Below are 12,441 nucleotides of genomic sequence, written 5' to 3'. Positions count from 1 at the left end.
ACATGATAAAAACCGGCGACAAGTTACCTGAGGTGAGTTTTTCGCAGCTGACCAAAGAAGGTGTAATGAACCCTACCACCAGCCAGATTTTTGCTAACAAAAAAGTGGTATTGTTTGCTGTACCGGGTGCTTTTACACCTACCTGCTCAGCTGCGCACTTACCGGGTTATATTACGCTGGCCGACCAGATTAAAGCCAAAGGCGTTGATACCATTGTTTGCACCGCAGTAAATGATGCTTTTGTGATGAGTGCCTGGGCCAAAAGCCAGAATGCCGAAGAAATTGTGTTTTTAGCCGACGGTGGCGCTGCCTTTCATAAAGCGATTGGCCTGACCATGGAAACCGGTGACTTTGGCGGTGTACGCTCACAGCGCTATGCCATGATCGTTGAAAACGGCGTAGTTAAACTGTTAAATGTAGAAGCCCCGAAAACTTTTGAAGTCAGTAAAGCCGAAGTGGTATTGGCAGCGCTGTAATAGTTCCCATAGTGAATTAGCTCAGAAGCAATGTTTCTGATGGTTAGCAGTATTTAGTAAATAACCTGTTTTTTGCGAAAATAACGGGAAGGTGTATGCCTTTGGTAGGCTACACCTAATGTATTCAACAGTAGGACACGTAGAGCGAGTTGTAACTATGTCTAAGAGAGTGCTACTTGTCATCAGTTCGCTGAATGGTGGCGGGGCAGAAATGGCAGTGCTGCGGATGTTGAAAGCTTTCAATGCCGTCCCAGATACGTCTGCGCATTTAATTACACTGAGCCAGAAAAATGATTACGGGAATGTTGACCCGACCAAGGTAACAATGTTACCTGTTGCAAGCAGTAAGTCTTTAGATAGCTTTTTTAAGCGGGGCAAGGTAATTTATTTACTGAAGCAAGCAATCGCGAACATTGAGCAGGAGCACGGTGCTTTTGATGTCATATTTTCCCATTTAGAAGTAACCAATGCGATAGTAGCAGCAGCAGGTTTCACCTGTCCGGTATTTTATGTGCATCACAACTCTATCCAACAAGAATTGTTATGCGAGAAATCACGGGGACCTTTTAAATATTTTAAACTGAAACAACGACTGAAAGCGTTAAAAAATAAAGATGTTATTTGTGTATCTCAAGGTTCTGCATCTGAATTCACCTTGCCATGGTTGCCTGTAAAAAGTTGTCAGGTGATTTATAACCCGTTTGATGCGCAGGAGATCATTGCTCAGAGCCAACAAGGTGAAAATCCGTTTCCCAATCAACCTTATCTGTTGCATGTTGGCCGCTTTGGCCGTGCCAAACGGCATGACCGTTTGTTTGAAGCTTTTGCTCAATTAACAGGGCCTGAAATTTTAGTGTTGTTGATTAAGCAAAGTAACAAACTCACGAAGCTTATCAAGAAATACGGTCTGGAGCATAGAGTTGTGGTGGCTGGATTTCAATCTAATCCCTATCGTTATATGAAACATGCGCGCTGCGTAGTTTTATCATCAGACTATGAAGGTTTGCCTAATGTGATGGTTGAATCATTATTAATAGGCACCCCCTTTATTGCGAACGATTGCCCAAATGGACCTAAAGAAATTTTAGCAGATTGGCAACCTGATTGGTTAGCTGTTGCAGGCAGTGGCGAAGATTTAGCCCGGAAATTAGCTGATTTTCTGCGACAGCCTGCACCTCAGTTTAGTTGGCCTAAAGCCAATTTGTTTTCACCCGAACACAGTGCCAATGCGTATTTAGCACTTATCTCTTGAAGCATTTAAGAGTGACATTTGATAGAGGCATGGTATCGCTTCATAGCGAATAGTTAATTGAGGGGAGGATACTTGGTTAACACTACTGTAAGGTAAGTATTGCTTATGCTCCTGCCTGTTTTTTGCCCAAATTTTATTATTAAGGTGTTAATTTGTAACTGTCTATAGACGGCACCTGATGCTGGAATAAAATAACGCTAGCGGGCGGCAAAGCCCTTTTTTGCTGCCTTTTAAATTTCTGTTGATATTGATGCAAGAGGGCGCTTCTTGCGTGCTTATGGCTATCATCGATAGAAAAGTTAACTTATTTTGAACATAATTCAGTAGCGGATTTTTATGTCTAACTCAATAGGAATAGCCGGAGCAGGTTTTTCTGGGGCAATTATTGCCAATAAACTGGCAAATGCCGGATTTAAAGTCGATGTGTTTGAACCAAGGGCGCATGTTGCAGGGAATTGTTTTTCATCCCGAGACAACAGTACAGGTATTATGGTGCATAAGTATGGCCCACATATTTTCCACACCGACAAAGAGCATGTCTGGCAGTACGTAAATAAGCTGGCATCTTTCAAACCTTACGTGAACAGAGTAAAAGCGAATAGTGGCGGGAAAATATATTCGTTACCAATAAATTTGCATACGATTAATCAGTTTTTTGGTACAGCGTTTTCTCCGGCAGAGGCGGAGGAGTTTATTTGTATGCAGGCAGATCAAGATATTACAGAGCCTGTCAGTTTTGAACAGCAAGCCATGAAGTTTGTTGGTAAAACGCTTTATAACGCCTTTTTTGCCGGCTACACACAGAAACAATGGGGTTTGTCACCGGCTGAATTGCCAGCCAGCATTCTGAAACGCTTACCTCTGCGTTTTAACTATGATGATAATTATTTTAATCATCAGTTTCAGGGAATGCCTGAGCAAGGTTATACACCGATAATAGAGAAACTGCTGAATCATCCAAATATTAAAGTGCATTTGCAGCAGAAACTAAGTCGCGATCAATGCTCAGAGTTTACTCATGTGTTCTGGTCTGGCCCGTTAGATGCTTACTTTGACTACCGTCTGGGGCGTTTACCCTATCGCACTCTGGACTTTCGTGAGATCCGAGCAACCGGGGATTATCAGGGCGGAGCTGTGGTTAATTATTGTGATGCCGATGTACCTTATACTCGGATCAGTGAACATAAGCACTTTACCCCTTGGGAGCAGCATCAGGATACTATTTGTTTTGCAGAGTACAGCAGGCAAGCGCAGCCAGAGGATGAGCCATATTATCCGGTAAGGCTGGTTAATGATAAACAGCTATTGTCTGCGTATGTTACTTTGGCACAACAAGAGCGCGCGGTGACTTTCGTTGGCCGGTTAGGCACTTATCGTTACCTTGATATGGATGTCACTATTGATGAAGCTTTGCAAACGGCTGACGCTTTTTTGCAGGCACATGCTCAGCAGCAGGTCGTGCCTGCGTTTATTATTTCTCCTCTGTAACGGGTACTTGTTATGAAACCTTTTTTAATTATCGCCAGAGTGGGCGACCGTTCTTTACACTCTCACTGGCTGAAAGGTGGTGCGCCCCTGTTTGATATTTTTCTCAGTTACTTTGGTGATGAAACTGATAAATATCGTGAGCAGGCTACTTATTATGAGCAGGCTAAAGGGGGTAAATGGCCAGAGATAGCACGTATCGTTGGTGAAAACTGGGCACAAATAAGCCAGTATCAGGCCGTATGGTTTCCGGATGACGATTTGCTGATTAATGCTAATGATATCAACCGTATGTTTAGTTTTATATTAGCCTTTGATTTGTCACTGGCACAACCAGCATTAACGATGAATTCCTATTTTTCACATTCCGGTTTGTTACAGCAAAAAAATACGCTGCTAAGGTTAACTAATTTTGTGGAGGTGATGGCTCCCGTGTTTTCCTGCCAGACTCTTGCGAAGCTAAAGCATACTTTTATACAGAGTCCATCGGGTTGGGGATTGGATAATTTATGGCCGAATTTGCTGGAACCCGATGCCCGTATCGCTGTGATTGATGCCGTTGCTGTCGTACATACACGTCCGTTAGGGGGAGAGCTATATAAACGGAATCCGGAGTTACATCCTGAAAATGATGTTTTAAAATTGGCTGAGCTCTACCTGCAACTGGATATTAACCGGCGTAGTTTTAAAAATAAATTCAGAGTTTTTGCCCAACTGCGATACTATTTTAGCAAAAGCAGTTTGACAGCTTTTGTTAAAGGCAAGCAGCAGCGTATTTTTAGCAAAAAACGCTCGGGAAAATTAACTAAGTATGGTGCGGCAGACGGGAATTGACCGCGCTGTCTTAAACCGAGGATTCTATGACAACAGTAAATGTGTTATGTATTAAATGGGGCAAGAAGTATGGTCCAGAGTATGTTAACAAGCTACATTCGATGGTTAGCCGTAATCTGACTTTGCCATTTCGCTTTATTTGTCTGACGGATGATGCCGCAGGTATAAATGGCAACATTGAAGTCAAAGAGATCCCTCTGGTCGGTTTTAAAGATTTTGATGAGCGCCAACCCTGGAGTTTCGGCCATGGTTGGTTAAAAGTCACTAGTTTTGCTGACCCTTTATATGACTTAACCGGCACTACACTGTTTATCGATCTAGACGTCGTGATTGTTGATAATATCGATAGTTTCTTTGAACCTAAAGGTGAGTTTTACGTTATCAAAGAGTGGGATAAATCAGACGATACCGGTAATACTTCGGTTTATCGCTACGAGATAGGTGCCCACAGCGATTTAATTGACTTACTTAAAAACCACAAAGAGCGTGAGCTGGCGAAAGTGCGTAACGAGCAAGAGTTTGTGACGCAAAATCTTGCCAAACAAGGCAAGTTGCAATATTGGCCAGAAGGCTGGTGTGTGAGCTTTAAACGGCATTGCTTACCTAAAGGCATTATGAACTGGTTTAAACCAGCGGTTATCCCTAAAGGCGCGAAAATTGTTGCTTTTCATGGTAAACCCAACCCACCAGATGTGATTGCAGGGGTAAGTGGTAAGTGGTATCGACGGGTACTACCGGTGCAATGGGTTAAGGATATGTGGCAGTAAGGCCGCCTATGAAATACAAAATATTTATTATTAATCTGGATCGCTCAGTTGAGCGATACCAGCATGCGCTGGAGCAATTAGCGCCTTGGCCTGATTTACCGATAGAGAGGGTTAGTGCGGCTGATGGGCGGCAAATGAGCGAAGCTGAGCTAAATCAGTATTATTCGTTTAGCCTAAATCAGCAGTATTACCACAAAATACTCAAGCCTGGTGAAAAGGGCTGTTATATTAGTCATATATGGTGTTGGCAGGAAATTGTGGCACAACAGCTCGATTTTGCACTAATTCTGGAAGATGATTTTGTAGTGAAAAGTAACCTGTCAGCGTTACTTAGCGAGATATCTCAACTTACCGAGAAGTGGCATTATATTAAGCTGGCTATGCCAAATAAAGCGCAGCCGGTCATGCGATGTCAGCCGCTTGGTGGTGGTTTTTCGCTGGTACACTATAAAAAGCACCCAGTGTCTACAGTCGCACAATTTGTAAGTTTGGCGGGGGCTAATTTGCTACTGGAGAAAGCCGTACCATTTTACCGGCCGGTTGATGTGATGCTACAGTATCACTTTGATTTAGGTATTAAAGCTTTAGGGATTTCACCCCAGCCATTTTGCCCAGAACACAGTTTTGATAGTAGTATTTATACCCTTGATAAAGCTGATAAAAACCAAAGGTTGTTTCTAATGAACAGGGTAAGCTATTTTTTTCAAAGCCAGCTGTTTAATTTAAAGACCTATGGTCTTAAGTCGCTGCTGACAGCCCGTAAGTTAACGGAGTAACTGTGTATTCTATTGGTTCTGCACCTGTTGTACCCAAGGTTAAAGTAATGCATTTTGTTACTGGCGGTTTTTCCGGTGGCGCTACTCAGGTTGCTATTTCGCTAGTGCGAGCGGCATTACCGTCAGAGCACATTAATCCCATACTGGTGTTGCGTAAAAAGCGTCGGGGCGACCCTGCCCGTATCACCGAACTGCAACAACAAGGTATACCGTTTGCGGTAGTGCCTGGCTGGAATAAAATAGCAACCATTCTTGCGCTGGTAAAGCTGTGTAAGCAGGTACAACCTGATGTATTGGTGGCGCATGGGTTTAGTGAGCATTTATGGGGACGTTACGCTGGCTTACTGGCAAAGGTGCCTGTGCTTGTGCACGTTGAGCATAATACCAAAGAACGCTATAACCGTTGGCGTTTAGCCCAATCACGCTGGCTGAGCCTCAGAACTGCGGCCATTATTGGTTGTTCAGAGGGGGTAAAAGCTGTGCTACTAGCGCAAGGTATGCCAGCCGAACGTTGCCATGCAATTTCTAATGGCATTAATACTGCGCCATTTCGTGCGGCTGTGCCTCCCTTGGCTGAGCGCAGCCCTAATATCGTTATGGTGTCGCGTTTTTCTAAGCAAAAGAATCACGCTACATTGTTGCAGGCTTTATCGTTGTTAAAGCAACAAGGTTTAACCCCTAAACTGTTACTGGCGGGAGGCGGTAAGTCTTTGCATCGCAAACCACTGGAAAAGTTAGCCGTCACATTGGGTATTGCTGAGCAAGTACAATTTTTAGGGGTTGTGCGTAATGTGCCTGAGTTGTTGCAGCAAAACCAGTTGGCAGTGCTTAGCTCACACTATGAAGGGATGCCGCTTGCGCTACTGGAAGGTATGGCCGCAGGTTGCATCGCCATAGGCTCTGCGGTGCCGGGTATTCAGGAAGTGCTGCATGAGGGCGAAGATGGTTTTTTAGTGGCTGAGAATGACGCCTGTGCGTTGGCAGAACGAATTAAATACTGCCTGCAACACAGCGCACAATTGCAAAGCGTTGCAGATGCCGGGCGTGCACGAGCCTTGACAGAATTTAGTCGTGAACGTATGAATCAGCAGTATGAAGCCTTGTTTATGAAGTTGGTGCGGCCAGAGCATGGTAGCAAAGGTGCTTAGGTGACGGTGGTAACTTTGTTTTTATACCGCGTGCTGTTGTATTTTGCTTGCCCATGGCTACTTGCTTATTTTTTTTGGCGCTCGCGCAAAGATCCAGCCTATCGGCAGCGTTTGCCGGAGCGTTTTGGCTTTGGATTAAAGGCGAAACAGCTACAACCCGGTGGCATAGTGGTGCATGCGGTATCGGTCGGCGAGGTAATCGCGGCAACCCCATTGATTCAACAGTTACAGCAGCAGTACCCGGGAAAAAGCATCACAGTAACCTGCACTACGCCAACCGGCTCCGCCACAATCCAAAGCCGCTTTGGCAATAGTGTACAGCATTGTTATTTACCGCTGGATTACCCCGGCGCTATCAGGCGTTTTTTAAAGGCACTACAGCCAGAGTTGTTGGTGATCCTGGAAACTGAGTTGTGGCCTAATTTGTTACATTCCTGTGCTAAGCAGGCTGTTCCGGTCGTCGTCGTTAATGCCCGTTTATCTGCGCGTTCAGCCCAAGGTTATCGCCGCTTCGCAGCTATCAGCAAACCTCTACTGCGTAATATTAGTTTGTTGCTAACGCAAGATCGCGCCAGTAGCCGGCGCTTTCGTGCTCTTGGCTATACCGGTGTTTTGCAGGTAAGCGGTAATTTAAAATTTGAGCTCGCTATTCCGGCGACGACATCAGCGCTGGTCACACATTTCCAACCGGCGTTTGCACGGCGTTTAGTATGGGTGGCGGCTAGTACCCATGCCGGTGAAGATGAACAATTACTGGCGCTTTATCCACAATTAAAGCAGCAATTTCCGCAATTACTGCTGTTTTTGGTTCCGCGCCATCCAGAGCGCTTTGACAAAGTTGCGGAGATGGTTACACAGGCAGGCCTAAGCTTATGGCGGCGTAGCAGAGCTATATTGGCTGAACCATCCACGCAGCCCTCGATAGATATCGATATTGCTTTAGGCGATTCGATGGGAGAGTTGCTGGTGTGGTATCAATTGGCCGATTTGGTCTTTATTGGCGGCAGCCTGATACCGCGTGGTGGCCATAACCCATTAGAAGCCATTTGCTTTGCTAAAGCAGTGCAAAGCGGGCCGCATATTTTTAACTTTAAAGAGGCCTACCGGCAATTGCAGCAACAACAGGCGGTAACTTTGGTGGCAGATAGCCGTCAGTTGTTAGACAATAGTCGCCTATTATTGGCCGACGCCAAGGCTCGCCAGGCGCAGGGGCTGCGGGCGCAAGCCTTTTTCTTACAGCAGCAGGGCGCAACAGCGCGCACGTTGCGGGCTATACAAACCGTTACCGGAGCACAGATGCAGCTTGTCAAACAACAGCAGGGTACAGAAATATTCTGGTTTGATCCGGCGTTTTTCGAAGAGATTTCAACACAACATTTTCAGAGTGACTGGTGGTTAGAACAACAGGCAGTGATTGGCAGCTCTGAAGGGCGAAACACGGCGTATTTCGTGAAATATCAGCAGCATAAATTGGTGCTGCGGCATTACTATCGCGGTGGCCTGGTTGGTAAAATATTACATGACCAGTTTTGGTTGCAGCCGGTAGCCAACAGCCGCGCTATGCAAGAATATCAGTTGTTAAGTTGGATGCGTGAGCAGGGATTGGCAGTGCCAAGGCCGGTAGCTGCGCGTTATCAGCGCAGTGGTTTGATTTACAGGGCAGACTTATTAATTGAGCTGATCCCTGATAGCAAAGACCTTGCAGCTATTTTGCTTCAGGGCGGTATAACAGCAGAGCAATGGTGCGCTGTTGGTGACGCGATTGCACAATTACATAAGCTTGGTGTGTATCATTCGGATCTGAATTGTCGCAATATCATGTTGGATAACACGGGGAAGGTATGGCTGATCGATTTTGATAAATGTCAGCGGCGTACCGCAGGAGACTGGATACAGGCTAATCTAGCCCGCTTATTACGATCTTTAAATAAAGAACGTGCTCTGCATCCTGAATTTAGCTGGCAGCCAGAACACTGGCCCCTCTTGCTGCAGGGCTACAACCAGCAGTTAAACGGTTAAACAAAGCCAGCGTATGCTGGCCTTGTGACTTACCATACAATAGCTACCTGCCAAACAATATTACGGTTTGTATTCAGTAACCAGGGTTACGCCGCTAAAAGTACTGTATGCCCGTATACTGATATACCAGGTTGCAGCCTGTGGGTTGGTAAAGGCACAACTTTCGTTGTTGCCTGTTTTATAAGGCCGGCAGTCATAACTGCTGGTAGTGGGCTGGGCACCGCGGCGTACATACAGATCTGCATCACCGGTACCACCGGACATTGTCACGTTTAAGGTGGCCATGCCCGCCGGAACAGCCAGCGTATAATGTAACCAGTTGCCGCTGGTCGCGCTGAGATTATTCAACGTACTGCTGGCACCACTGCTGCCAGAGCCTTGAGCCGCCAACACTGCTGCGTTGGCATCGACAATACCGGTACCACAGCCTGAACACGCCGCAGGGAAGCTACGGGCGGTGTTTTTCAGGATCTGTTCTATTTCGTCAGGGCTGGCTGACGGTTTTACCTGCTTAATTAAAGCGGCTACACCGGCCACATGCGGAGCTGCCATAGAGGTGCCCTGACTGTAACCATAGCTGTCGCTGCCCGGTGTTGTAGAGCCGGTATTGTAGGTTGACAACACGCCGTTAGGATCATTAGCCGAACTCATCGCGCCGCCGGGGGCGGCCACATCAACCGAGGTGCCATAGTTGGAATAATACGCGCGGCCACCGCTGCGATTGGTTGCAGCTACATTTACTACGCCAGCGCAATTACCCGGATTAAAGTTATTGGCGTTACTGTTGTCATTGCCGGCTGCTATCACAATTACAGCACCGTTATTGCGGGCAAGATTAATGGCGTTTTGCGTTGTACTGGAGCAGGCTCCGCTGCCGCCGAGGCTCATGTTAATGACGCTGGCCGGGTTGGCATTGGCCGGTACACCGGATACTGTGCCGCCGGATGCCCAGATAATGCCGTCGGCAATATCTGAAGTATAACCACCACATTTACCCAGCACCCGTACCGGCACGATCTTAGCGTTATAAGCCACACCAGCAACACCGCTGTTATTGTTAGTTACTGCGGCAATGGTGCCAGCGACATGGGTACCATGCCAGCTGGAAGCGCGAAATGATGTAGGCTGGCCATTACCGCATTCACCGGCGTTGGTCCAGTCACCCGGATCGCGGGCATCATTGTCACGGCCATTGCCGTCATTACCAACAAAGCTGTCAGAGATCATGTCATAACCGGGCAGAATATTGGCATTTAAATCGGCATGTGGCCGGTAACCGGTGTCAAGCACTGCGACTACCACGCCCTGGCCGGTAGCATTGTCCCAGGCTGCTGGCGCACGCAGGCCGCCGGTGGCTTCAAAGTAATGCCACTGATTACCGTACTGGGTGTCATTTGGTGTGGCTGTAGGCTGTAACATCACGTCTTCTTCTACCAGCTCAACCTCGTAATCCTGCGCCAGTAGTTGCAGCATACGTTGCGTTTCTTGTCTGGATAATTTGCGCTCGGCACGGAATATTGCATGTTTGTTCAGCCCCATATCGCGGACAAAGCGCATATTCTCGCCGGCACGGCTACTCAGGCGCTGTGCTTTTTGTGCCATACGTTCTGCTTTGATCTGTTGGCTGGCACTGGCTGGTAATGCTGAGCTAATATCAGCGGCGGAGCTTTTGTACTTGATAATAAAACGGGTAGCCGGGCCTTCGGTTATGTCAGAGTCGTTTGCGATGCTGGACGCAGATAAAAACGCGGCAGACAGACACAGCACAGCCAGCGCGGATAATTTAAAGGATGCTTTTTTCATATTATTATTAAAACCTGGATTATTGTTGGAAGTTGGTGTCTGGTGGAACGTCGTCCAGCCAGGGGTTGATTTTTAGCTGGCTGCTATCGAGAAGTAAACTGGTGGTATTTTGCGCATTTTTCTAACAAAGGTAAGGTTGTAAATGATTGTTTCTGAAAAAGGTTTAATTTTAATTTTTACAATTTGTTAAATATCTCTGTAAAGGTTAATCAGGCTCAGTTGTTTTACAAATAGTTACAAGTGTAACAAATAATTTTTAGTTATATATTATGCTTAAATGGCATTTATAAGTGTCATAATATTTTACAGTATTGCGCCCACAGCCAATGTCGCCGACAATAGCGCCTTTGCAAATACCAGGTGTGCAAGCGCTATGCAGCAGTGGGATGTAATAATAATAGGAGCTGGTGCAGCTGGCTTAATGTGTGCTATTGAAGCCGGAAAACGTGGCCGCAGGGTGTTGCTGTTAGACAATGGTAAACGGGTGGGCCGTAAGATCCTGATGTCCGGCGGCGGCCGCTGTAATTTTACTAATATGTATGCCGGGCCGGAGAACTTCCTGTCGCAAAACAAACACTTCTGTAAATCAGCCCTTAGCCGTTATACGCAGTGGGATTTTATCGCCCTGGTGCAAAAGCACGGTATTAGCTACCACGAGAAAACCCTCGGCCAGCTGTTTTGTGATGATTCCGCCAAAGATATTGTCGATATGCTGCTAAGCGAAGCCAAAGCCGCCAATGTGCAAATTGCCCTGCAGCAAACTATTACCGGCGTCAGCTTTGCCGATGGCCAATATACCGTTACCACGGCAGAGCTTAGTCGCCAGTGCCACAGCTTAGTGGTGGCCAGTGGCGGCTTAAGCCTGCCAAATTTAGGCGCTACCGCCTTTGGTTTTCAGCTGGCCGAGCAGTTTGGTTTAAAAGTGCTGCCGCTGCGCGCCGCTTTAGTGCCGTTAACCTGGCAACCCAGCGACAAAGCCGTGTTTGAGGAAATCAGCGGCGTATCCTTACCGGTAACGGCTGAAGCCAACGGTACCATATTCCCGGAAGATATGTTGTTTACCCACCGCGGTTTAAGCGGGCCGGCAATACTGCAAATTTCCAGCTACTGGCAACCGGGCGATGAGGTAACTGTAAATATGGTGCCGCAAACCGATGTGGCTGAGTTTCTGGCTACCCAACAACAAGCCCACCCCGAGCAGGAAGTAAAAACCGCGCTGGCTAAATTGCTACCGAAACGGCTGGTAGAAAAGCTGTTGGAGCTAAAGGTGTTTACTAACCAGCCGCTTAAAGCGTTAAACCCGAAAAGCATTAAGCAGCTTGCCGACAACCTGCATGCTTACGTATTTAAGCCCAACGGCACTGAAGGCTACCGCACTGCAGAAGTGACCATCGGCGGTGTTGATACCGATTATTTATCGTCAAAAACCATGGAAGCCAAGCAGCAACCCGGCCTGTATTTTATCGGCGAAGTGGTCGATGTAACCGGTTGGCTCGGTGGCTATAACTTTCAGTGGGCCTGGGCGTCTGGTTGGGTGGCAGGGCAGTATTGTTAAGGTAAATATCAATATGAAAAAACTCTCTGTAGTACAACTTAAACAACAGGCTGCGGTGCTGGATGCGGTAACAAAGCTGGAGCAGCAGGCGCAGGCAGATTTACCCGGCGCGGTGCAGTGCTGGTTTAGCCTGGAGTATGAAGCCTTTCCTGTCTCGCTCCTGGTGCGCTTGCAGTTTACTGAGCAAGCTATGCTGGATGCAGCACAGCCACAGTTGCTGGTATGGCAAAAGCGGCTTAGCGGCTTGTTACTGAAAAAGGGCATAGTGCTAAAAGATATGCGCAAGCACCTGGTGTTTACGCTTAGCTCCCCCGATGATTAGCGAG

At 47.0% G+C, this 12,441-nt stretch carries 11 protein-coding genes; 10 read left to right on the top strand and 1 reads right to left on the bottom strand.

Annotation, left to right across the window (positions count from 1 at the left end):
* Positions 1 to 2 precede the first annotated feature (2 nt).
* The 8 genes from J3B89_RS07305 (at position 3) to waaA (ending at position 8,757) form a co-directional block, all read left to right on the top strand.
* On the top strand, positions 3 to 476 hold the full coding sequence (locus tag J3B89_RS07305) for a peroxiredoxin (RefSeq protein WP_215396855.1): 474 nt from the start codon (positions 3 to 5) through the stop codon (positions 474 to 476).
* A 157-nt stretch (positions 477 to 633) separates the two neighbouring features.
* Positions 634 to 1,728, top strand: coding sequence for a glycosyltransferase (locus J3B89_RS07300; protein WP_215396854.1), 1,095 nt, complete (start codon positions 634 to 636; stop codon positions 1,726 to 1,728).
* A 336-nt stretch (positions 1,729 to 2,064) separates the two neighbouring features.
* Positions 2,065 to 3,216 (top strand): UDP-galactopyranose mutase, encoded by a 1,152-nt coding sequence (glf, locus tag J3B89_RS07295; RefSeq protein ID WP_215396853.1) that lies wholly within the window; start codon positions 2,065 to 2,067, stop codon positions 3,214 to 3,216.
* 12 nt (positions 3,217 to 3,228) lie between these two features.
* Positions 3,229 to 4,047 carry a DUF707 domain-containing protein gene (locus J3B89_RS07290; protein WP_215396852.1) on the top strand — a complete coding sequence of 273 codons (819 nt, stop codon included), beginning with the start codon at positions 3,229 to 3,231 and terminating at the stop codon, positions 4,045 to 4,047.
* A gap of 26 nt (positions 4,048 to 4,073) precedes the next feature.
* Positions 4,074 to 4,814, top strand: a complete 741-nt coding sequence (locus J3B89_RS07285; RefSeq protein ID WP_215396851.1) for a hypothetical protein — start codon at positions 4,074 to 4,076, stop codon at positions 4,812 to 4,814.
* A gap of 8 nt (positions 4,815 to 4,822) precedes the next feature.
* Positions 4,823 to 5,590, top strand: coding sequence for a glycosyltransferase family 25 protein (locus J3B89_RS07280; protein WP_215396850.1), 768 nt, complete (start codon positions 4,823 to 4,825; stop codon positions 5,588 to 5,590).
* A gap of 2 nt (positions 5,591 to 5,592) precedes the next feature.
* Positions 5,593 to 6,738, top strand: a complete 1,146-nt coding sequence (locus J3B89_RS07275) for a glycosyltransferase (RefSeq protein ID WP_215396849.1) — start codon at positions 5,593 to 5,595, stop codon at positions 6,736 to 6,738.
* Complete coding sequence (gene waaA / locus J3B89_RS07270) at positions 6,739 to 8,757, top strand: lipid IV(A) 3-deoxy-D-manno-octulosonic acid transferase (protein ID WP_349814200.1); 2,019 nt, start codon at positions 6,739 to 6,741, stop codon at positions 8,755 to 8,757.
* 60 nt (positions 8,758 to 8,817) lie between these two features.
* On the opposite strand, the gene J3B89_RS07265 is transcribed toward waaA, so the two are convergent.
* Positions 8,818 to 10,560, bottom strand: a complete 1,743-nt coding sequence (locus J3B89_RS07265) for a S8 family peptidase (RefSeq protein WP_215396848.1) — start codon at positions 10,558 to 10,560, stop codon at positions 8,818 to 8,820.
* Positions 10,561 to 10,933: 373 nt separating this feature from the next.
* On the opposite strand from J3B89_RS07265, the gene J3B89_RS07260 reads away from it, so the two are divergent.
* Both J3B89_RS07260 and J3B89_RS07255 read left to right on the top strand, forming a co-directional pair.
* Positions 10,934 to 12,115, top strand: coding sequence for a BaiN/RdsA family NAD(P)/FAD-dependent oxidoreductase (locus tag J3B89_RS07260; RefSeq protein WP_215396847.1), 1,182 nt, complete (start codon positions 10,934 to 10,936; stop codon positions 12,113 to 12,115).
* Between the two features lie 13 nt (positions 12,116 to 12,128).
* A complete protein-coding gene (locus J3B89_RS07255) occupies positions 12,129 to 12,437 on the top strand; it encodes a hypothetical protein (RefSeq protein WP_215396846.1) in 309 nt (102 codons plus the stop codon).
* Positions 12,438 to 12,441: the final 4 nt, after the last annotated feature.

It is taken from the genome of Rheinheimera oceanensis, assembly GCF_018831085.1.
In the GTDB taxonomy this organism is placed as follows: Bacteria; Pseudomonadota; Gammaproteobacteria; order Enterobacterales; family Alteromonadaceae; genus Alishewanella; species Alishewanella oceanensis.
The sequence above is the reverse complement of the archived record's forward strand: the minus strand, read 5'-3'. Positions and strand labels throughout refer to the sequence as shown.